Here is a 23833-nt window from a genome sequence, read left to right as displayed (position 1 = left end):
CTGGCATTTATGTTAATGTGGCTGCCAATGTATTGTTGAGTAATTTATGTACAGCAAAGATCAACAGCCCCTAGTAATTTGAGAAAATACTGTAATCAATAGACATAAAAACAAAATTAACACCTTATCAACAACAAGCAATATTGCGCATATATCATAGAAAATAATCATCACTGATTTGACTAGATATTTTATAGTTAGCCATCAAACCATATATAATACTAAATGATCTCGATCTCTTGAGTCTAAATAGCATGACTACCATTGTATATAAAACATGAAACAAACAGCATAATTTTTTGTGAATTGAGTACTCAATATGAGCATTTACCTAATTTAGATTATATTTTTGTAAAAAATATTCAGGATTCTATACCGTTTGGTAATTAAGACTTCTTCAAACGTGTGCGCCCACCATTATATGAATTAAAATTTCACTAAACCTGCAGTCAGATTTAGTTCATCAAATTTATAAATTATCATTCATCCATAATATTTACCCAACTTGGTATAATAGGTGTTCGACAGTAATAATTAGCTGAAGGCTGTATATCTTTATTTCTAATTTTTTGAAATTCTGGCGTTTGAGGATCATTAAATAGCTCAGGATCCCGACGACGATTCATTTTGAAAAACAAGAATTCTTCATACCAACTGTTGTGTAACCATGGTTTGGGATAACCTAAAGTGGCATAAATGCGGTTACAAATAAAAGTTAACCTCCCACCAAAAACGAAGAAAAAAAAGAACACAAAAGCAACAAAGCCAATACAGCTTGTTTTGGTAATTTCTATCACTTCTAAAGAATCCCACTCATGATTGAATAATACGCTAATGAAAATAAAACCATCGGTACATAATATTATCGATCCAACACCAATCATACAATATTTCAGCAATTGCAATGTCGAAAGACCAACTCCTTTAGGGAAAAATAAAGCATGATATTTAGGAAATCGGACGGCATAAGCTTGATATTTGTTCTTATCAATTTGTTTGACGACCATTTCGACGTAATCACCATTTTTAAAAGCGACATTTTCTAGCCTACCTTTGACTTTGACATTACCGATATAACAAACAAATGGTGTGCCTTTTAATAGCTTGGTTTGTAGTAACCCAAAAGTAAATAAACTAAGCATGAATTCATAAACAAACTTACATATAGCTGCGGTTATTAGAATAAATCCACCAATCATCTCGATAATAAATAGCCCCAAAATTGACTCAATAAAACCACAGTCTTCGGTTTTTTTATTGTGATCCTTTTCTTGATCTACTTTCAATATTTTTAAACGTCTTACTTTACCTTTTAATAAACTATACTTTCCCATTACCTTTTTACTCCGTTTAAGTAGGCTTTGCTTTTTTTAAGCTAAAACCCAAACCCTCCATAGTTAAATAACGTAATAAATATCGGCATTATAAGTGTCAATAAAAAACCTTGCGCAATAGCCGCAGGCACTATGGCTATCCCACCACCTTTTTGCAGCATGGGGAGTGTAAAATCCATTGATGTTGCACCACACAGACCTAATGTGGTTAATTGGTAGCGTTTAATTAGTGTTGGGATTAAGATAATTGCGCATAATTCACGCAGAATATCATTTAAAAACGTAGCACTACCAATAACTGGACCATGGGCTTCTGTCATTAAAATACCCGATAACGAATACCAACCAAAACCCGATGACATAGCAAGACCAACTCGTGCGGGCAAATCTAAAACAAATGACGCAACAATGCCCCCCAAAAATGCACTTATCGTAACTACTAGCGTTGTAATTATGCCTATTTTATTGAGCAGAATGTGCTTAATTGAAATATTATTACTGCGCAATTGAATACCGACTAAAAACAATAAAAAAACCAATACAACTTGCGTGGTACTTTCTGAATATTGCCAAATAAATAATGGAAATAATCCGCAAATAAACCCAACAATTAATGCAATACAAACACGCAATGACTCAAAAATCATTTTAAAACGTGATTCGTAAGTTTGATCTGTTTTATATGCCTTGGTAGAAAGAAAATAATCAAAAATAATTAAAACAACAAAATTACCCCCAAATGTACAAATAAAAAGAACACCGGTATAACATAAAATCATTTGTAAATTTGTAGTTAAGTTATCTAAATGTGCAAGTTCAGATCCCATAATGAATAAAATAAGGTAAACCATCCAACTCAATGTTTGGTTAATCTTGGTCATCAAATTATCATTTTTAATCTTAATTAAATAACCAATAAACAATGGCACTAACGCAATAAGAATACCAAAATACATATTTTATTCCTTAACTATTCCTGATTTTTATTTTTAAATAATTGGATCAAACCTATGTTTTAAACATGTTACTGCTAATCATTAAGTCAATGATGCTAATTTTTGCTCAATATTAAGTTGAAGCTGATCCAATAAAGCATAACGATTTCGATATTCTGAACGTTTTTTACTGGCGATTTCTTCAATGGATTTTCGATTAATTTGGTTTGGTAATATAAATAAACCATTGGCATCTTGTTTGCTATCAAGAGTTAACCAAAAATCGTCATAATCAGATAAAATGCGCTCTTGGCGGCTATTATAGCGCCAATTGTTATATATATGTGTTTTATTGCCCACAGCAACAATTTGAGTTAACTGATAATAACGAGCAACAGTTAATACAGCTTCAACTACAACACGTTTAGGGAATAACCCATAGCAGGCTTTAGTCGCTTTTTGTACACGAGTACGCGCATCATTATGTCCTGTGCCTTGTAATCCTGCAATAAATAGCGTTGGCTTACCTTGATATTCTACGATTGAAAATGTTAAAGTGGCTAAGTCGATGCCATCACTATCATAAAAATAAAGGCTGATTTCGCCTTCTCTTGCAAATTTATTACGGGCTTGCACTGCTATTTGAATGTTTTGTTCATTTTTAACTGTTACATCCGCCAATACAAAAGGCAATTGCGGATTATAAAAGGCCTTGCTTACGCTTTCAGGTTGTTTAGCTAAAAAATCATAGTGATACGCCAAAGCGTCATAACGGGCTTTTTGACTCAAGCAAGAAGCTAAATAAGGACGCTGTAATTTGCATGGCAAATTTGTTTGGCACGAAAAATAATCGCCGAGTAATGGGTACTGCCTTAGTTTATCAAGCCATTTTAAGGTGATTGGACTTAAAAACAAGGTTCTAAAAAAAAACTTATAACGATAAGTCGGATTAAGCCATAATTCGTTTAATGGTAATTTACCAGTATAAAGCCAGTTAAAAAGTTGCCATTTACTTTTTGGCTGAGACATATTCGTAATATTATTCATAAGTAGAACTTTAAATTGAGTTAGTTATTTTATCTATTATAGGAACACTAAATTAATCAATACATATTTGATTATTAATAAGCCTTAAAAAAATCAAATGTTAAGAGTACAACACAACCTTAATCGGTGCAACTATTCCTACATTAAGTAGGTTTAAATTATTTGAAAATAAAAAACGGTGAACTAGTCACCGTTTTTTAAGCAATAACGTCTTTTATCAAAAAGAATTATTGGCCTTTAACTTCTTTTAAACCGTTGAATGGTGCTTTTGAACCTAAAGCTTCTTCAATACGGATTAATTGGTTGTATTTAGCAACACGGTCCGAACGGCTCATTGAACCAGTTTTAATTTGACCAGCCGCTAAACCTACTGCTAAATCAGCAATTGTTGAATCTTCAGTTTCACCACTACGGTGAGAAATAACTGCAGTATAACCCGCATCTTTCGCCATTTTAACCGCAGCGATAGACTCAGTTAATGTACCGATTTGGTTTACTTTAACTAAGATAGAGTTAGCGATACCTTTTTCAATACCTTGTTTAAAGATTTTAGTATTAGTTACAAATAGATCATCACCCACTAATTGAATTTTGTGACCTAATGCTTTAGTTTGGTAAGCCCAACCTTCCCAATCGCTTTCATCTAAACCGTCTTCGATTGATACGATTGGATATTCATTAGTTAAACCTTCTAAGTAATGAGTAAATTCTTGAGCAGTGAATTCTTTGTTACCTTCACCTTTCAATACATACTTACCAGTTTCTTTGTTATAGAATTCAGAAGCCGCACAGTCCATCGCTAACGTGATGTCTTTACCTAAAACATAACCTGCTTTTTCTACCGCTTCTTTAATACATGCTAATGCTTCAGCATTTGAACCTAAATTAGGAGCAAAACCACCTTCATCACCAACTGCAGTATTCATACCTTTAGCGTGTAATACTTTTGCTAAGTTGTGGAATACTTCAGAACCCATGCGGATTGCTTCACGAACTGTTTTAGCACCAACTGGTTGGATCATAAATTCTTGTAAATCAATGTTGTTATCAGCGTGCTCACCACCGTTGATGATGTTCATCATTGGTAATGGCATTGAATATTGACCTGGAGTGCCGTTAAGATCAGCTATGTGCTGATAAAGAGGAACACCTTTAGCTGCTGCAGCTGCTTTAGCCGTTGCTAAAGATACAGCAAGAATTGAGTTAGCACCTAAATTAGATTTAAAATCAGTTCCATCTAAGTCAAGCATAGCTTGGTCGACAGCGGCTTGATCTAACGCATCTTTACCCACTACAGCTTTAGCAATTGGGCCGTTAACGTTTTCAACCGCTTTTAATACGCCTTTACCTAAAAAGCGAGATTTGTCACCATCACGAAGTTCTAACGCTTCACGTGAGCCAGTTGACGCACCAGATGGCACGATTGCAAGACCAACAAAACCACCTTCTAAATGAACTTCGGCTTCAACTGTTGGATTACCACGAGAGTCGATCACTTCACGACCATGTACTTTAACGATTTTTGCCATGTTATTTTCCTCTATATGACAGATATATTACAAATGTTAATTTAAAACTATTTTTATTGCTGCTCTTGATAAGCTTTGGCAGCTTTTATAAAACTACTAAATAGTGGATGTCCATCTCGTGGTGTTGATGTAAATTCTGGATGGAACTGACACGCAACAAACCATGGATGATCTGGGATTTCGATAATCTCAACCAACTTTCTATCCGTTGAAAGACCGGTGACCTTTAACCCAGCTTTAACCACTTCAGGTAATAAATTATTATTTACTTCATAACGATGTCGATGACGCTCGGTAATAGATTCGTTTTTATACATATCGTATACTAATGAATTTGGCTCTAAATGGCAAATTTGTGAACCTAAACGCATTGTGCCGCCTAAATCACTGTTTTCGTTACGCTGTACTACATTGCCCGATTCATCGCTCCATTCTGTGATTAAAGCAATGATTGGGTTTGCACAATCTTTAACAAATTCGGTTGAGTTAGCATCTTTAATACCCGCAACATTACGCGCATATTCGATCATAGCCACTTGTAAACCAAGGCAAATACCTAAGTACGGGATCTTGTTTTCACGTGCATAGCGAGCGGCCATAATTTTGCCTTCAACACCACGATAACCAAATCCACCAGGAATTAAGATAGCATCTAAACCTTCTAGTAAATCAGTACCACGTGACTCAAGATCTTCTGAATCAATATAACGGATATTCACCGTTAAACGATTTTTTAATCCACCGTGTTTTAATGCTTCATTCACTGATTTATAGGCATCAGGTAAAGCAATATATTTACCCACCATACCAATAGTCACTTCACCAACTGGGTTCGCTTCTTCATAAATGACTTGTTCCCATTGAGAAAGATCGGCCTCTTTACAATCAAGATTGAAACGTTTACAAACAAAAGTATCTAAGTTTTGTGATTTTAATAATGCCGGAATTTTATAAATAGAATCGACATCTTTAAGTGAAATCACTGCACGTTCAGGCACGTTACAAAATAGTGCAATTTTAGCTCGTTCATGAGCAGGAATAATGCGATCGGAACGGCAAATTAACACATCGGGTTGAATACCAATTGATAGCAACTCTTTTACTGAATGTTGCGTAGGTTTGGTTTTGACTTCACCTGCAGAGGCCAAATAAGGTACTAAGGTTAAGTGCATAAATAATGTGTGTTCACGACCAACATCAACCGCTAATTGACGAATCGCTTCTAAAAACGGAAGTGATTCAATATCACCAACAGTACCACCAATTTCAACAATTGCGACATCAAACCCCTTTGCTCCATCAATTACACGTGATTTAATTGCATTAGTGATATGAGGAATAACTTGAACTGTAGCCCCTAAATAATCACCACGTCGTTCTTTTCGTAACACATCAGAATAAATGCGCCCTGTAGTGAAGTTATTTTTTCGCGTCATTTTAGTGCGAATAAAACGTTCATAATGACCTAAATCAAGATCGGTTTCTGCACCATCTTCAGTCACAAACACTTCACCATGTTGAATAGGACTCATTGTGCCCGGATCGACATTAATATAGGGATCAAGTTTGAGCATGGTGACATTTAAATTGCGGGCTTCTAAGATTGCAGCAAGTGATGCTGCGGCAATGCCTTTACCAAGGGAAGAAACGACACCGCCTGTAACAAAAATATAATTCGTGACCATTAATACCAGACCATTATTAATTTATAAGAACAATGTTGTATCGATTTTTAAAGCATAAAAACCAATATAACAAATAAGAATCAGACGGGAATGCAGTATAACAGAATCTGCCTTGTCCCACAATTGAATAATTAATTTTAACTGATAAGTTGCAGGAAAATACCGAGTTGTTTACAACTCATGATTAAAATAACCTGATTGTAAATCTACAGTAGCAAATTCTAAATATTTAAGATGAGTATAATGATCCTCGTCAACAAATAAGATAAAACATTATTTAGGTATAGCAATCGTCACAATAAATTGTCGAGAATTTATATTAGTATGGTCACATTGGCAGTTGTATGATGTAGCTAAAAATGTATAAATAAGCTTATAATTAATACAAAAGATCAATAGCCGTAGCTAAACCAAAATAAAAACCTCATTTTTTAAATGAGGCTTTTATTTTATATTTTAATTAAGATTCAGGAGTATCATCATCAGATTTTGTATCAATTGGATCTGATATACCTTGTTTATTCATTTCTTCTAATGATTTAGAACCTGCTAGCTCTGAAGTTTTGATATCCTTTACAATACCCATTTCATCAAAATAGACAACATAGGTTCTTTGACTAACAGCGCCATGCTGCGGTTGTTGACGGAAAACATAATACCAAACACGATCACCAAAGACAGAAGTTAACATTGGTGACCCCATAATAAATACAACCTGTTCTTTATTTTGACCAACTTGTAATAGGTCTATAGCATCTGGTGTTACATAATTACCTTGGTTAATATCAGGTCGATATACCCAACGATCAACAACCGAACAACCAGTTAATAAAACACTCGCTACAATTGTAAAAGAGGTAAACTTACGAAACAGCATCTAACTTTATCCATAAAAAAATAATGATATATATTATCGCTGATATTTTTCATAAGTGCTAGCCAAATTAATAAATTCTTCTACAGTTAGATAATGATTCTGATATCAGTAGGTCCTAACATAAATTATCACTTGACTTTTATTCTTGTATCAACCAACTTAATACTGTCATAATAGACACTATTTTTAAACATCAAAGGTACAAAATGAAACTAGAAACTATAGATCAAAAAGCAAGTTATGCTATCGGTTTGCAAATAGGACAACAACTAAAAGAATCTGGCTTAAATAATTTAGAACTCAACGCATTAAAACTAGCAATGGAAGATGTATTATCGGGTAATCAACCTGCTCTACCTTTACAAGAATTACATGAAGCATTACGCCATGTGCATGAACAAGCAACCAAAGAGAAGGCCAAACAAGCAGAAAAAATTGCTCAAGCAGGTAAAGATTTTCTAGCAGAAAACATTACAAAAGATGGCATTAAATCGACTGAATCAGGTTTACAATACGAAATCATCAAACAAGGCGATGGCGATTTACCGAAAGCAACCGATCGCGTGCAAGTTCATTATACAGGGCAACTAATTGATGGCACAGTATTTGATAGTTCTGTTGAACGTGGACAACCTGCTGAGTTTCCAGTCAATGGTGTGATTAAAGGCTGGGTTGAAGCGCTACAACTTATGCCTGAAGGTTCAAAATGGCGTTTATATATTCCTCAAGAATTAGCTTATGGTGCTCAAGGTGCTGGCGCATCAATTCCACCATACAGTGCATTAATTTTTGATGTTGAATTACTAAAAGTTTTATAAGCAAGAGTGGACGCTACTTGGCGTCCATTTGTTTTGAACGATTATCGTTTAGGAAGATGATAAGCACTAAATGCCGCCAGTAACAATAAAATACTCGCCGTACCAAACGCAACTAAATGAGTGTGTAAATGATCATAAGCCCATCCACCTAACCATGAACCAATCATCGCACCAATTTGATGTCCCAAATAGGTTAATCCTGAAAGTAGTCCCACAATTTTTACACCATAAATATCTGCGGTAATGGCTCCAGACATCGACAAAGCACCAGCCCAAACCAAACCACCCACTGCTGCAATAGTAAAAAGCTGCCATTTAGTTGATGCTAAAACAAGAGCAATAAAACCTAAACCTCGTATTAAATAGACCATCATTAAAATGTTTTTTCGTTGCACTATATCAGATAAATAACCCAAAACTAAGGTACTAAAAATAGCGACTAAACCAATCAAACCAATACCATTAGAACTAATGATAGGGTCAAATCCATGATCGGTAAGCATTGGGACTCCATGTGTTCCTAATAAATTCATACTGAAGCCACAGGTAAAAAGCCCAAAACTCAGTTGCCAAAATGGACGTGTTTTTAACACATCTATAAGTTTGATACTAGGCTCTATTTTTTGATTGATAACAGGCTCTATACCAGAGACTTCGATCTCCGATTGATTATCTTTCATAATAAACAAAGCAATAGGCAAAGCGATAATCATAAAAATCACAGCAAATGAAATTAGCGTTGTTTGCCATCCATAAATAGGAATGAAGAAAGCAAAAACAGGTAACATCACTGCAATACCTGCCATACTTCCTGTTGATAAAATAAATAAAGCCAATCCTCTACGCTTGATAAACCAACGTGCCACAATGGGCGTAAAACTGACAGAACCAACAAAGGAAGTACCAAAAGATAACGCAACACCAAAAGATAGAAAAAAGTTCCAATAATCATTTGAGTTAGCTGACCAAACAGTAGAAATAATAATAATGATGGAACCTAATATTAGGACAAAACGAGTACCATATTTACCGACTAAATATCCCGATATTGGCATAGCAATTCCAGAGAAAAGCATACCTATAGCAATGATTCCAGAAAGTACGCTACGACTAAAATTCAGATCATTTGCAATGGGCAGAAAAAAAACCCCCATACTCATTCTTAATCCACTAGAAAGTAAAGTTAGAAAGGAGGCCGCAATAACAATATTCCAACCAAAATACCACGGAGATCGCATAATAAACTCCTGATTATTTTTTATAGAAAACGGTTCAAAAATTCTAGCATTTAAGTTTAGTCGATGTGTATAAGTTATTTATTTTCCGCTATAATATTTATTTATCTATATTCACAAAAAGTTAAGGAAAGTTATATGTCAACAAACATGATTCGTATTGCGATCACTGGTGCTGGTGGCAAAATGGGACGGCAACTTATCCAAGCTGTTTCGCAAATCAAAGGGGTTACCTTAGGAGCAGCATTTGAACGAGCAGGTTCCTCACTAATTGGTAGTGATGCAGGTGAGCTTGCAGGGATCGGTATTTGTGGCATTAAAGTCACCGATAATCTAGAACAAGCTAAAGATCAATTTGACGTATTGATCGATTTTACGCGACCTGAAGGTACACTCGCCCACTTAGCTTTTTGTGTTGAAAATAAAAAAATGATAATCATTGGCACAACTGGTTTTGATGATGCAGGTAAACAAGCTATTGCTGATGCAGCTAAAAACATTGCCATTGTCTTTGCCGCAAACTTCAGTGTCGGTGTTAACTTAGTGCTAAAATTGTTGGAAAAAGCCACCAAAATTATGGGCGGTTATACTGATATCGAAATTATTGAAGCTCATCACCGTCACAAGGTTGATGCGCCGTCTGGTACAGCATTAGCTATGGGTGAAGCAATTGCAGATGCACTTGATTGCAACTTAAAAGATCGTGCAGTTTACTGTCGTGAAGGTCATACAGGGGAAAGACCACAAGGCGCTATTGGCTTTGCAACTATCCGAGCAGGTGACATAGTAGGAGAACATACCGCTATCTTTGCCGATATTGGCGAGCGCGTTGAAATTAGTCATAAAGCATCTAGCCGCATGACATTTGCTAATGGTGCTGTTCGAGCCTCGCTCTGGCTTGCCAAACAGCCAGTTGGTTTATACGACATGCGTGATGTTCTAAATCTCAATAATTTGTAATTTGAAAATGTCAGATGAAATTTGGATGCAACATGCACTAGTGCTTGCTAAACGCGCCGAATTGCTTGGAGAAATCCCAGTCGGCGCGGTGATTGTTGATGAAAATAATCAAATTATTGGTGAAGGTTTTAATCAACCCATTAGTAAGCATAATCCCACTGCGCATGCTGAAATGATGGCTATTGAACAAGCAGGTAAATATTTGAATAACTATCGATTGATTAATACAACTCTGTATACCACTCTTGAGCCTTGCATTATGTGTGCTGGAGCCATTATACATAGTCGTATTAAACGCGTAGTATATGGTGCAAAAGATTACAAAACTGGTGCAGCAGGTTCTTTTATTGATATTCTTGCTCAGCAAGGCATCAACCATTATGCAGAAGTGACAGGTGGAGTGTTAACTAACGAATGTAGTACTATTTTGAGTGATTTTTTTAAAAAACGGCGTTTACAAAAAAAAGTGGCTAAAAATTGTTGTCAAAAAGTTTCAGGTAACTAGGTGTTTGAGTATAAAATACGAAAATCTGTTACTATGTTAGTTTAATAAAAAATGGGATCGCTTATTCTTTTTATATAGGAAAATTGCTAGAATCTCATTTAATTTTTTAAAAATTTAATTTGAGCATTATTAATGAAAAAACACACATTAGAAATGATGATATCTACTGATGATATCCAAAAACGTGTAATTGAGCTAGGCCAACAAATAAGTCAAGACTATAAAAATAGCCAAAATGAACTTATTTTAGTTGGACTTTTACGTGGCTCTTTTATTTTTATGGCCGATTTGAGTCGAGCAATTACTGTCGGGCACGAGGTTGATTTTATGACAGCATCAAGCTATGGTAATGCTGTTATTAGTAACCGTGACGTTAAAATCTTAAAAGACTTAGATGAAGATATCCGTGATAAAGATGTATTAATTATCGAAGATATTATAGATACAGGTAATACTCTTAGCAAAGTCATGGCTATTTTAGAATTGCGCCATCCACGCAGTATTGAAATTTGTACGCTATTAGACAAACCCTCTCGCCGTGAAGTAAACGTTCCAGTTAAATATATCGGATTTTCAATTCCTGATGAATTTGTTGTGGGTTATGGTATTGACTATGCTCAGCACTACCGTCACTTACCTTTTATCGGTCATGTAACTTTACTTGAATCTTAATATTATACGAGGTATATGTGTCTCGATTCTCCTGTTCATTAGGTTTACTTTTAGTTATGACAGCTACGACAAGTTATGCTGACATGAAGTTATCCATTAAGGGATTAAAAGGCGATCTTGCAGATAATGTTGAGGCACGAACTTCATTAATTACACCTGACAAAGTTAGTGATACTCCAAATTTTAAGCGTTATTTTGAAAGCGAAGCAAAAAAAGCATTACGTGCATTGGGTTACTACTCTCCTAGCTTTGAATATAACGCACAAAACCCAAAAGCTCTTGTTGTTAACGTTTCACCTGGCGAACCCGTATTAGTTGAGCAGCTTAATATTAATATTACTGGTGAGGGGAAACAAGATCCTGATTTTCAATATTTACTTAAAAACAACTTACCAAAAATTGGCGATGTGTTAAATCATGGTATTTATGAATCATTTAAGAAAAGCCTGCAAAATTTATCACTAAAAAAAGGTTACTTTGATGCCAATATGCCTAAACATCAATTAGCTGTATCTATGTCTGATCATCAAGCCTTTTGGAATATTGATTATACAACAGGTAGGCGATATCGATTTGGTAAAGTTACTTTTCATAATGCCAAAATTCGTGATGACTATTTAGCTAATATTGTGCCATTTAAAGACGGTGAGGAATATACAGCTGAACAATTATCATTATTAAATAGACGCCTTACTTCTACAAACTGGTTTAATTCAGTGGTTGTTGTCCCAGATTTTCCTCATCTAACCGAAGATAGAGTTCTTCCCATTGATGTAGAAACCTCACCCCGAAAAAAAAATAATATGGACTTAGGGTTGGGCTTTTCAACAGATAACGGCGTGCATGGTAAGATTGGTTGGAATAAACCTTGGATCAATAGTCGAGGGCAAAGTTTTCAAAGTAACTTATCACTATCTTCGCCAGAACAATTGGTGACCATGAGTTACAAAATCCCTTTAAAAAAATCACCTTTAGAGCAATATTACACTATCCAAGGTGGTTATAAAAAGATAGATAATAATGATACCTACTCACGTTCTTATACGTTCGGGGCTTTACGTAATTGGGATAATTTTTATGGATGGCAAACTGCATTAGGGTTAAATGTGTTAAATGATGACTTTACCCAAGGTGATTCAAGTTTTAAAACATTCTTGTATTACCCATCGCTTAGCATATCAAGAATCCGTTCTGATGGTAATTTATTAGCAATGTGGGGCGATTCACAACGTTATTCTGTTGAATCAGCTGGAGAAGTATTAGGTTCAGATATTAATCTAGTGCGATTTCAAGCACAACAAACTTGGATTCGCTCCTTAAAAAAATCGCATCGATTTATAGCTCGTGGCAATTTTGGCATTATACAAGCGAGCAATTTTGACCGTGTTCCACCATCATTTAGATTTTTTGCTGGTGGTGAACGCAGTATTCGAGGTTACAGTTATCAGTCTATTTCGCCTAAGGATAAAAAAGGTAAATTAAAAGGAGCTTCTAAACTCATCACTGGTTCACTTGAATATCAATATAATTTATCTGGATCATGGTGGGGAGCTGCATTTGTAGATACAGGTGAAGCTATAGATAAAGTTGATAAAACTAAATTTTATACAGGAACTGGTTTTGGCATTCGTTGGGCTTCTCCGGTTGGGCCAATAAAGGTCGATTTAGCAACACCACTTAACAAAGATACGGGTTCAATTCACCTATACATTGGCCTAGGAAGCGAATTATAATATGACTAAATATTCAGCTAGAATTAAAAAAGTAAAAAAATTAAAGCGGATACGTAAATGGAAAAAGCGAAGCATCGCCATTTTATCTGTTATCGCCTTTCTAATTGTTTTTGTTATTTTGTTTATATACACCAGTCTTGGTGTAAAACTAACCACCTATGTTTTAAATAAATTTCTACCTGAGTTAAAAATAACTCAAGTTGAAGGCACCTTTCATGATTTGCATATACAAGGACTTTCGCTTGAATTACCGGGTATTAATGTTCAAGTTAATGATGCTGCATTTTCACTCACAGGACTTTGTTTATTAAAGACTGAAGTCTGCATCAATCAATTCAATGCCAATGGTGTAAATGTTTCAATTAACACTAAAGAAATCGAAAGTTCACCAAGTGAAACTACTATTGATACTACCACCGCAGAGCAACATTTTGTTCTCAAAACTCCATTACCTATAGAGCTTAACAGCACACACCTTACTAATGTAAAAGTCACTGTTGATGATATGCAATTTGGAATGTCTGACTTCACGGGTAAAGCCACATGGGTTAATAATCAGATTCATGTTTATCCTGCTGTTGCTACAGAGTTGAATGCTATTTTTACAGATAATAAAGCAGCAAATGTACCAGTAAAAACGTCCGATACAGATATCGCACTTAATGAAAAAATCGCCCAACTTTTTAATCAACCACTGATTGAATCATTGCCTCAAGTTAATATTCCATTAGATATTAATGTAACTAGTTTAAGAGGGACAAACTGGCTATTACATATGGGGGGGCATGATTACCTATTTGATAACGTTACAATTCAAACCAATATTGTTAATAGCCGTATTATTATAAAACAATTAGATACAGATGCTATAATTCCCTATGCTAGCGGACATGTTTCACTTTCAGGCGAAATCACATTACACGATAACTGGCCTATATTAGCTTTAATAAAAGCAGATACTGAACAAAACCGATTGGAAGCACAGTTTTCTGGTAAATTGCTTGGTGAGTTATTAACCAATATAAACCTTGATGGTTCGAATCAAATGGTGATGAGTGGACACATCAATTTTATTGAAAAATACTTACCTATAATCACTCAAATTGAAGGTAAGCATATTCAATGGCCAATTGAAGGGCAAGCACAATATCAATTAAATGATTTTTCCACATCAATAAACGGTAATGTACAGCAGTTTCAAATGTCGGCCAAAGGTATTATTCAAGGGAAAGAATTAATTAATACTTCGTTTGATATTGCTGGCAAAGGAACTAATCAAGAGGCAAGCATTGATCATGGAATCATTAAATTACCTCAAGGTGAAATTAATATAGATGGAAATATAAGTTGGCCACAAGCATTACAATGGAATGTCAACATAAAACTAAATAATGTTGATATGTACAAAGGACTACCTAACTATCCGATTCGATTAAATGGTCAATTTAAAACTACAGGCGTACTAGACAAAGATAAATGGGCGTTTGATTTTTCCAATCTACAACTAAAAGGTAATATTAACCATGCTAATTTTTTAGCATCTGGTAACGTATATGTTGATTCTGAAAACTTAGCCACTGCAAATAATTTTGCAATCAATTGGGGTAAAAATCAGATCGATTTAAATGGTTCAGCTGAAAAAGGCAACTTACTGGCGAAGCTAAATCTCGGATCATTATCGTTAATAGTTGATGATATGCAAGGTTCAATTGTGGGTAATATAAAATTTAATCGCACACATGATAATGCAATTATAGATACTAGTTTAGCTATTAACTCGCTATCTTTTAACACCATCAAAATAGCCAAAGCTAATCTTATAGGTAAAGTTGAGTATAAAGAACAGATCAGTGGCAACATTAAACTCACAGGACAATCAATAGAACTTTCAAATCAAACCATAAAAAAACTAAATGTTGATCTATCTGGTAGTGAAAGCCAACATATATTAACCGTTAATATTGATGGTGAACCTGCATCACTAAAAACATCGTTAACAGGAAAACTTGATAAAGAACGCACAAAGTGGAACGGAACCATTTCAGGTGCGCTACTCAATTTAAACAAAAATAACAGTTGGCAATTAGCTAAATCTGTTGACTTATCTTATGATGTTAATAATCAAATCCCAGCAATTAATGCTCATTGCTGGATTAATGGAAAGTCAAGCATTTGCCTTGATAAGCAATTTTTGTTAGCTAAAAATACCGATACAAGTATCACCTTAAAAAACATTAATCTATCTAGGCTACCAATACCAAATGACGGTGAAACCAAACTTACTGGTAATGTAAATGGAAAAATAACTATTCAATTTAATAATGACAATACAATACCATTAATAAAAGCAAATTTAACAAGTTATGATGTTTATATTCAACAAATGGTTACCTCCCAATCGTTACTATTGCCTTTTGATGTTTTCAAAATAGATGCTGAATTTAATGAACAACAGGCTAAATTGGATTGGAAATTTGGTCTGAATAAATTAGGAAAAATAAACGGTAATCTTGTTATTACTGATCCAATTGAACAAAAAAAATTAAGTGGTCAATTAAGTATCGATCACTTAGCTTTAGCAATTATTAACCCATTATTAGATAGCAAAGACTATGCTAAAGGGGCTATTAATGGTAACGTTAAATTTTCTGGCTCATTAAATGAGCCATTGCTAACAGGAAATATTAACTTACAAAATAGCGAAATCAAATCTAGCCAATTACCAATTGATATTAAATCAGCTAAATTTGACCTCAATTTCAATGGTAAATCATCCACATTAAAAGGTGTTTTAACAACTCAAGCTGGCAATGTTAATATTAATGGTAATGCCAGCTGGAATACTATAGATAAATGGCAAGCCTCGTTAGCTGTTAATGGCGCTGCCATGGAAGTTACTGTGCCACCAATGATTGTTATGTCAATTGTTCCAGATATTAAAATCAATGTAACACAAGATGAATTAACGTTATTAGGTAAAGTTAGCATTCCAAAAGGAAAAATAACAGTTGAATCACTACCAGCATCAAGTGTTGATGTCTCACCAGATGAAGTAATGCTCGATATAAATCGGAAACCTATTAGGCCTCAGGAATTTGGCATTAAGATCAATAGTCATCTTGAAATTGATATTGGTGATAACGTTATTGTCGATGCTTTTGGACTAAAGGCTTCGCTTAAGGGTAGTTTAATTGCGGCACAAACCAATAAAGGACTTGATTTGCATGGTGAAGTTTTGATTCCAACAGGTCGATTCCATGCTTATGGGCAAGATTTAATTATTCATAAAGGCATCATTACTTTTTCAGGATCGGCTGATCAAGCTACACTCGATATAGAAGCAATTCGTAATCCAGAAGCAATGGAAAATAGTAATATTATGGCTGGAATCCGTGTTACAGGATCTTCTGAATCGCCAAAAATTGAAGTATTTTCAGATCCCGCCATGTCACAGCAAGAAGCACTCTCCTACTTAATCCGAGGACAAGGACTCGATAGTACAGAACAAAGCGATAGCGATATGATGACAGCTTTGCTGGTTGGTATTGGCACAGCGAAAACAGGTAAATATATTGGCGATATTGGTAATGTATTTGGTATTAAAAATCTAACACTTGATACGCAAGGTGCCGGTAATAACTCTAAAGTTGTGGTTAGTGGCTACATATTACCTAATTTACAACTTAAATATGGTGTAGGTATATTTGATTCATTGGCCACTTTTACTTTACGTTATCGCCTAATGCCTAGTCTCTATTTAGATGCAACATCAAGTTTAGCTCAAACATTGGATCTGATTTATCAATTCGATTTTTAACATTACCCCAAAGGACTCTATGCCCATTATCTTATGCAGAATCTCAATAGGGTAAAAGGCTAACACCAGCCTAGCCTAAAACGTGCTAACTGACGCTTTAACTAAGCTGCATATAAGGTTAGCCATTTCAACGGTAAAAAAGTGCTATCAACATTCGTTTTTGTTTGATATTACATAATTTGTTCCTGTCTGACATGGAGCTACTATTAGGTTATTCTTCAATTTTTTTATCAAACCAAGAATATCCCATTCCCCTTTTCGTGTAAGCATCCTTTACCTGACTACAAGGGTATCCTTCTTTTATTGCTTTTTGTAATTTACTTTCTTTGTTCCAGTCTAATTTTTGAGATTTAACTGCTTCTAATTTATCTATGCATGAGTTATATGTAGTAATAAATTCCGCATTATTTTCTGTATAGAATTTAATGTACTTATCATTTTCTCTTTTCCATGCTTTTTCCCAACTAATACTACAAACTGGTAAAAAAACTAGATCATCTGCACAGTATAGTGATTTTTTTGATTCAATGGTTTGAATATCAGCATTAGCTAATTCATCAGTCGCCTTTTCCTCTAACGCTTTTTCGGCAACACTACAATTAGAACCAGTTCTTTTGTCTAATTTACATAAAGACTGCATTTTTGCTTTAATTTCATTAAAAGATAGTTGTTTTAACTCTTTTTTACCTTCATCTACTTTTTCTTTATAAATCGTTTCCCAAGCTTCACATTTCGGGCTTTTATTAAATGAAAAACTACTTTTACATTCATCTACCTTTAAATATTCATTAACTGATTCGCCCCACGACATACCAGAAATTTGTTTTTTAATAGCACTCATTTCAGAATCTACTGCTTGTTTTCTTTCGTCTTCTTTCCGTTTGTTTTCTAATTCATATTTTATCTTTTTGTCTTTTTTAATTGCAGACATTGCAGCACGACATTCAGGATCTTTTTCTACCTTTTCGATACCGCCTTTATCACTTGCCATAAATGCCTTTTTTAGATCCTGATTACATTGCTCTACTTTTTTATTTGCTGAGTCTATATTGTTTAAATAATATTCTTCGTTTTTTTCTTCACAACCAGTTAAAACCATAGCGGTGGTTAATATAAGTAAAACGTTTTTTAAGGCTTTCATCTATTCTCCTATTTAACTTACTTTTATTTTCATAAATATAGTATAAATAATAAATTATTATTGTTTAATATTTTATATGAATTACCTTATCATTTCTAGAAAATTACTTAATAGTGGAAATTACTCATGTTGTTTATCTAATTTGCAAAAAGACTGTAACAAATATACATACTCAATTATAGCCAACTAACATTTCACGTTTTGAACCAAAGCCTTTTCGTTTTTGAACGATAAATCCTGCATTAATTAAACGACGACGAACAAATCCTGCTGCAGTAAAAGTAGCAAAACTACCACCAGATGCTGTCAGGCTAAAACAATTTTTAAATAAACGTTCTGACCACATATCTGGATTCTTAGCTGGTGAAAACCCATCAAAAAACCAAGCATCAATCAAAACATTTTGCTTTATTAAAAAATCTGAAAAATTGCTAATATCATCATTACATATCTTTAAACTAACATCGTCAAACTGGAAAGTAGAATCAATTAAAAAAGCCTGAAGTCGTTTTGATAATGAAAGTAATGTTTTATTTTTAAAAAGCACACTATTATGAATCTTTATTAATTCATTTAACGATAACGGGTACTTTTCAACACTAAAAAATGCAAGATGTTTAAGTATATGATTCGGGTATTGACTTCTAAAATGTAAAAATGTTTCCCATAAAATCAAAAAATTTAGCCCTGAACCAAAGCCTGTTTCGCCAACTATAAATGTATCTTGCTTGTGATTCAAAAAACGCTGACGTAAATCATTACCTTCAACAAATACATATCTGGTTTCCTCAATTGCGCCTTCAGTATTAAAATAAACATCATCGAAATAGGTAGAGACAGGAGTTTGATTTTCGTCCCAAGTTATAGTTGGTTTATACATAATCACCCTTTAGAAGAAGCCGTTAACGAACTGTATATTAGCTTAGATTAAGTATATAATACGTAAATTAACTTATGAGGTAAATTATGCTATTTCTTTTTCGCTTAATTAGTGGTGTTATAATTGGTATTATCGTTTGTGTTTTAGGCGTCATTTTTTGCCTATTTAACCCAAGAAATCCCAAAAATGTAGCAAGATTTGCTCATTTATTTAGCTTTCTATTCAAACCTATATTGGGAGTAAAAGTTGATACTCGTACGCCTCCTAATATCAATATAATAGGTAGCTGTATCTATATTGCGAATCATCAAGATAACTATGATATAGTTGTAGCTGGTGATGTTGTGCAACCTAAAACGGTAACAGTAGGTAAAAAAAGTCTGGCTTGGATTCCTTTTTTTGGGCAACTTTATTATCTTACAGGTAACATTCTTATTGACCGTAATAATAAATCAAAAGCTCACGACACAATCGGACAAGTTGTTAATGAAATTAAAAAGCGTGGCATATCTATTTGGATGTTTCCTGAAGGTACTCGTAGCCGTGGACGGGGATTATTACCGTTTAAAACAGGTGCATTTAAAGCTGCCATTGCTGCTGGAGTACCAATTGTGCCAATCTGTGTATCGCAAACCAATAATATTAAATTAAACCGCCTAAATAATGGACATATCATTGTTGAAATGTTAGAACCTATCGAAACCAAAAATCTAGGCAAAGAGGATGCTAGAGCCTTAATGGAACAGTGCTATAGCCAAATGGCAACTAAAATAGAGCAAATAAATGCTGAAGCAGAACAACTAAACAATCAAAAATAAGTCATGAATAAACAAAATCGTAATTTTGATGATATCAGCAATAAATTTGCACAAAATATTTATGGCACAACCAAAGGTCAAATTCGCGAAGCGGTAGTATGGCAAGAACTAGAAAAAGTTTTAGCTACCTATCCACACAATAAATCATTAAATATTCTAGATGCAGGTGGAGGGCAAGGTCAGATCGCCTGTCGGCTAGCCAAACTTGGGCATCAAGTAACGCTTTGCGATATCTCTGAACAAATGCTAGAACTGGCAAAACAAAAAGCTCAATCCGAAAAGATAAATATAGATTGTCTATGCTGCCCTATTCAGCAGCTTGATAACTTAATAAACAAAAAGTTTGATTTAGTCATTTGTCATGCTGTATTAGAGTGGGTTGCTGAACCAATTGAATTAATAAAGTCATTAAAACAACACATTAAATCTGATGGTTTTTTATCGTTAATGTTTTATAACTATCATGCGCTTTTGTTTAAAACGGTCACATTAGGCAATTTTGGTTACACAAAATCAGGGTTAGCTAAGCGTAAGAAAAAGACACTTTCTCCCGATTATCCAAGAGTTCCAACAGACGTATATCACTGGCTTACACAACTTGATTTTGATATTTTGCAAAAAACAGGGATTCGTATTTTTCATGACTATCTAATCAATAAATCCAAAGCAGAAACTCATTTTGTACAACTATTAGAACTGGAACAAAAATACTGCCAAACTGAACCTTATCTTAATTTAGCAAGATATATTTTAGTTACTGCAAAAAATAAAGTGAATTCATAAAAAACTCGTCTTGCCCATGCTTTTTTAAATGAGCACTCGAAAAATTTATCATAAATCGCTATTATAAGCAGATTAGTTTTATTGATTAAGGAAAATGATCATGATTGTTGTAACAGGCGGCGCAGGGTTTATTGGTAGTAATATTGTTAAAGGTTTGAATGACCTGGGGCACAAAGATATTTTGGTGGTTGATGATCTAACTGACGGCACCAAGTTTTCTAATCTAGCTGATCTAGATATTGCCGATTATATGGACAAAGATGAGTTTATCGCAGCTATTATTAGTCATGACGATCTTAATATTGATGTTGTTTTTCATCAAGGTGCCTGTTCGTCAACCACAGAATGGGATGGCAAGTTTATGATGGAAAATAACTATGACTATTCTAAAGACTTGTTGCATTACTGTCTCGATTTCAATATTCCATTTTTATATGCTTCATCAGCCGCTACTTATGGTGGGCGCAGTGATAACTTTATTGAAGATCGCACTTACGAAAAGCCATTAAACGTATATGGATATTCTAAATTCTTATTTGACCAATATGTGAGACAATTACTACCCCAAGCTAATTCGCCAATTTGTGGATTCCGTTATTTTAATGTATATGGACCACGTGAATCACATAAAGGTAGCATGGCAAGTGTCGCATTTCACTTAAATGAACAAATTAATAAAGGTGAAAAACCAAAACTCTTTGCAGGTAGTGAAAACTTTAAACGTGACTTTATTTATGTTGGTGATGTCGTTGCGGTCAATTTATGGTTCTGGAAAAATAAAATATCAGGAATTTATAACTGTGGAACAGGTCGAGCAGAGTCGTTCCAAGCTGTCGCTGATGCGGTTCTTACTTACCATAAAAAAGATGAAATTGATTATATCCCCTTTCCTGAACATCTAAAAGGACGGTATCAAAGCTATACCCAAGCAGATCTGACTAAATTTAGAAAAACTAAATGCCCAATTGAATTTAAGAATGTTGCAGAAGGAACTGCTGAATATATGAAATGGCTCAATGAACAATAAGATGGAATTGATTAAATGAAAACACTCATTATTGGTCCTTCATGGGTTGGCGATATGATGATGTCGCAAAGCCTGTATCGTACATTAAAACAACTTGATTCTAATAACGAAATTGATGTTTTAGCACCGGCTTGGTGTCGAGCGTTATTAAATAAAATGCCAGAAGTGAATCAAGCAATTGCAATGCCATTAGGCCATGGTGAGTTTGCGTTAAAAAAACGTCATAAAATAGGTAAATCACTGCGTGATAACCATTATGATCATGCTATTGTATTACCTAATTCATTCAAATCAGCACTGATTCCATTTTTTGCCAAAATTCCTAAACGTACAGGTTGGAAAGGCGAGATGCGTTATGGTTTATTAAACGATCTTCGTAAACTTGATAAGCAAGCATTTCCGTTGATGATTGAACGCTATATTGCTCTTGCTTATCCTAATAGACAGATTCATTCGGCTTCCGATTTACCACAACCACTACTATGGCCAAAACTCAATGTCGAACAAAATGAAATAACCCAAGCTCTTTCAACTTTTACTATAACACAAGATGAACCATTAATTGGCTTTTGTCCTGGTGCTGAATTTGGTCCTGCAAAACGTTGGCCCGATTATCATTACGCGGCACTTGCTGATATGCTAGTTAAACAGCACGCTAAAGTTATTATTTTTGGGTCCAAAAATGATCGCAAAGTAGGAGAACAAATTATTGCTAAAATGATACATCGCGATAAATGTATCAATCTAGCAGGTCAAACACAATTAGAACAAGCTGTTAGCCTAATTGCTGCTTGTAAAGCCATTGTAACTAATGACTCTGGACTAATGCATATTGCAGCAGCTTTAGACAGACCACTGGTTGCTCTTTATGGGCCAAGTAGTCCAGATTTTACCCCTCCACTATCAGATAAAGCCGAAGTTATCCGTTTAATTACCGGTTATCACCGCGTCCGTAAAGGCGATGCAGAACAAGGTTACCATCAAAGTCTGATCGATATTAAACCCGATATTGTTTTCGAAACTTTGATGAAACTCATCATGCGCTGTAAAAAGAGTAAAGAATAATGAGAGTATTAGTGGTTAAAACATCATCCATGGGGGATGTACTTCATTCTTTACCGGCATTAACTGATGCGGCTAACAATTTACCAAATATATCCTTTGATTGGGTAGTAGAAGAAAATTTTGCCCAAATACCTAGTTGGCACTTTGCTGTAAACCAAGTGATACCGGTTGCAATAAGACGCTGGCGAAAAAATTGGTTCACTAAAACAATTCGTCAAGAGCGCCATGATTTTATTAATACCTTAAGACGACAACGTTATGATGTGATTATTGATGCACAAGGACTCATTAAAAGTGCGTTTCTTATTACTCGTAAAGCACGGGGTATTAAACACGGTTTGGATCGCAAAAGTATCAAAGAACCAATTGCTAGTTGGTTTTATGATGTAAAACACAATGTACCTAAACAAATGCATGCTATTGAACGCGTTAGATTACTGTTTGCAAAAAGCCTACAATATAAATTACCTGATTCAATGGGTGATTATGCTATTGCGCGTCACTTTTTATCTTCATTACCTAACGATAATCAGCAATATCTAATTTTTTTACACGCAACAACACGAGATGAAAAGCACTGGAGTGAAGATGCCTGGCGGAAATTAATTAAATTAGTTGAGCCTACTGGGTTAAAAATAAAATTACCTTGGGGAGCACCACATGAGCAAGCACGAGCAATTCGTCTAGCACAAGGATTCCAACACGTAGAGGTACTTCCCAAGCTTTCACTTTCCGATATAGCAACCGTTATTGCGGGAGCAAAAGCCGTTGTTTCGGTAGATACAGGTTTAAGTCATCTAACTGCTGCATTGGATCGTCCAAATATTACTTTATTTGGCAAAACCGATCCAAAATTGATTGGTGGCTATGGAAAAAATCAATTTAGTATTATCTCAGATGAAAAATGCATGCAAACCATTCAAGCTGAACAAGTTTATAAACAATTAGTTAGCTTTTTATAAGTGGAATAAA

At 34.6% G+C, this 23833-nt stretch carries 20 protein-coding genes; 11 read left to right on the top strand and 9 right to left on the bottom strand.

The window, feature by feature from the left end:
* Window positions 1-479 precede the first annotated feature (479 nt).
* The 6 genes from ACGH6Q_RS07245 to bamE form a co-directional block, all read right to left on the bottom strand.
* Window positions 480-1334 carry a hypothetical protein gene (locus tag ACGH6Q_RS07245; protein WP_411592486.1) on the bottom strand — a complete coding sequence of 285 codons (855 nt, stop codon included), beginning with the start codon at window positions 1332-1334 and terminating at the stop codon, window positions 480-482.
* A 41-nt stretch (window positions 1335-1375) separates the two neighbouring features.
* Window positions 1376-2290, bottom strand: a complete 915-nt coding sequence (locus ACGH6Q_RS07240; RefSeq protein ID WP_065589158.1) for a lysine exporter LysO family protein — start codon at window positions 2288-2290, stop codon at window positions 1376-1378.
* 81 nt (window positions 2291-2371) lie between these two features.
* On the bottom strand, window positions 2372-3316 hold the full coding sequence (locus ACGH6Q_RS07235) for a VirK/YbjX family protein (protein ID WP_174798048.1): 945 nt from the start codon (window positions 3314-3316) through the stop codon (window positions 2372-2374).
* Window positions 3317-3543: 227 nt separating this feature from the next.
* Window positions 3544-4845: a phosphopyruvate hydratase gene (gene eno / locus ACGH6Q_RS07230; RefSeq protein WP_065589160.1), complete on the bottom strand. Its 1302-nt coding sequence runs from the start codon at window positions 4843-4845 to the stop codon at window positions 3544-3546.
* Window positions 4846-4898: 53 nt separating this feature from the next.
* Complete coding sequence (gene pyrG / locus ACGH6Q_RS07225) at window positions 4899-6530, bottom strand: glutamine hydrolyzing CTP synthase (RefSeq protein ID WP_065589161.1); 1632 nt, start codon at window positions 6528-6530, stop codon at window positions 4899-4901.
* Window positions 6531-6990: 460 nt separating this feature from the next.
* Complete coding sequence (bamE, locus tag ACGH6Q_RS07220) at window positions 6991-7407, bottom strand: outer membrane protein assembly factor BamE (protein ID WP_065574933.1); 417 nt, start codon at window positions 7405-7407, stop codon at window positions 6991-6993.
* Between the two features lie 206 nt (window positions 7408-7613).
* Here bamE and ACGH6Q_RS07215 point away from each other — a divergent pair, with 206 nt between their 5' ends.
* Window positions 7614-8225, top strand: coding sequence for an FKBP-type peptidyl-prolyl cis-trans isomerase (locus ACGH6Q_RS07215; protein WP_174798047.1), 612 nt, complete (start codon window positions 7614-7616; stop codon window positions 8223-8225).
* 41 nt (window positions 8226-8266) lie between these two features.
* Here ACGH6Q_RS07215 and ACGH6Q_RS07210 read toward each other — a convergent pair whose 3' ends face one another.
* Window positions 8267-9463: an MFS transporter gene (locus ACGH6Q_RS07210; protein WP_411592483.1), complete on the bottom strand. Its 1197-nt coding sequence runs from the start codon at window positions 9461-9463 to the stop codon at window positions 8267-8269.
* Between the two features lie 135 nt (window positions 9464-9598).
* Between ACGH6Q_RS07210 and dapB the strand changes: the two genes are divergently transcribed.
* The 5 genes from dapB (at window position 9599) to ACGH6Q_RS07185 (ending at window position 17147) form a co-directional block, all read left to right on the top strand.
* On the top strand, window positions 9599-10420 hold the full coding sequence (dapB, locus tag ACGH6Q_RS07205; protein WP_411592481.1) for a 4-hydroxy-tetrahydrodipicolinate reductase: 822 nt from the start codon (window positions 9599-9601) through the stop codon (window positions 10418-10420).
* A 7-nt stretch (window positions 10421-10427) separates the two neighbouring features.
* A complete protein-coding gene (tadA, locus tag ACGH6Q_RS07200) occupies window positions 10428-10925 on the top strand; it encodes a tRNA adenosine(34) deaminase TadA (RefSeq protein WP_411592479.1) in 498 nt (165 codons plus the stop codon).
* 132 nt (window positions 10926-11057) lie between these two features.
* On the top strand, window positions 11058-11597 hold the full coding sequence (gene hpt, locus ACGH6Q_RS07195; RefSeq protein ID WP_034909910.1) for a hypoxanthine phosphoribosyltransferase: 540 nt from the start codon (window positions 11058-11060) through the stop codon (window positions 11595-11597).
* Between the two features lie 56 nt (window positions 11598-11653).
* On the top strand, window positions 11654-13330 hold the full coding sequence (locus ACGH6Q_RS07190; protein WP_296300700.1) for an autotransporter assembly complex protein TamA: 1677 nt from the start codon (window positions 11654-11656) through the stop codon (window positions 13328-13330).
* A gap of 1 nt (window position 13331) precedes the next feature.
* Complete coding sequence (locus ACGH6Q_RS07185) at window positions 13332-17147, top strand: translocation/assembly module TamB domain-containing protein (protein ID WP_411592477.1); 3816 nt, start codon at window positions 13332-13334, stop codon at window positions 17145-17147.
* 211 nt (window positions 17148-17358) lie between these two features.
* Here ACGH6Q_RS07185 and ACGH6Q_RS07180 read toward each other — a convergent pair whose 3' ends face one another.
* On the bottom strand, window positions 17359-18288 hold the full coding sequence (locus tag ACGH6Q_RS07180) for a hypothetical protein (RefSeq protein ID WP_174798042.1): 930 nt from the start codon (window positions 18286-18288) through the stop codon (window positions 17359-17361).
* Window positions 18289-18460: 172 nt separating this feature from the next.
* Window positions 18461-19168: a tRNA (5-methylaminomethyl-2-thiouridine)(34)-methyltransferase MnmD gene (mnmD, locus tag ACGH6Q_RS07175; RefSeq protein ID WP_411592473.1), complete on the bottom strand. Its 708-nt coding sequence runs from the start codon at window positions 19166-19168 to the stop codon at window positions 18461-18463.
* Window positions 19169-19254: 86 nt separating this feature from the next.
* On the opposite strand from mnmD, the gene ACGH6Q_RS07170 reads away from it, so the two are divergent.
* The 5 genes from ACGH6Q_RS07170 to rfaC all read left to right on the top strand — a co-directional run bounded on the left by ACGH6Q_RS07170 (window position 19255) and on the right by rfaC (window position 23823).
* Window positions 19255-19986, top strand: coding sequence for a 1-acylglycerol-3-phosphate O-acyltransferase (locus tag ACGH6Q_RS07170; protein WP_034914875.1), 732 nt, complete (start codon window positions 19255-19257; stop codon window positions 19984-19986).
* Window positions 19987-19989: 3 nt separating this feature from the next.
* On the top strand, window positions 19990-20769 hold the full coding sequence (locus tag ACGH6Q_RS07165) for a methyltransferase domain-containing protein (protein ID WP_411592471.1): 780 nt from the start codon (window positions 19990-19992) through the stop codon (window positions 20767-20769).
* Between the two features lie 100 nt (window positions 20770-20869).
* The gene (gene rfaD, locus ACGH6Q_RS07160) at window positions 20870-21796 is read left to right on the top strand and encodes an ADP-glyceromanno-heptose 6-epimerase (protein ID WP_085164186.1); all 927 of its coding nucleotides are present in this window, start codon (window positions 20870-20872) and stop codon (window positions 21794-21796) included.
* A gap of 15 nt (window positions 21797-21811) precedes the next feature.
* Entirely contained in the window at window positions 21812-22861 is a 1050-nt protein-coding gene (gene rfaF, locus ACGH6Q_RS07155; protein WP_065589172.1) for an ADP-heptose--LPS heptosyltransferase RfaF, read from the top strand.
* Window positions 22861-23823 (top strand): lipopolysaccharide heptosyltransferase RfaC, encoded by a 963-nt coding sequence (gene rfaC / locus ACGH6Q_RS07150; RefSeq protein ID WP_174798037.1) that lies wholly within the window; start codon window positions 22861-22863, stop codon window positions 23821-23823. Before rfaF ends, rfaC begins: the two co-directional genes overlap by 1 nt.
* The last annotated feature ends 10 nt before the right edge of the window (window positions 23824-23833 follow it).

Source organism: Gilliamella sp. BG2 (genome assembly GCF_046635645.1).
In the GTDB taxonomy this organism is placed as follows: domain Bacteria; phylum Pseudomonadota; class Gammaproteobacteria; order Enterobacterales; family Orbaceae; genus Gilliamella; species Gilliamella bombi.
The sequence above is the reverse complement of the archived record's forward strand: the minus strand, read 5'-3'. Positions and strand labels throughout refer to the sequence as shown.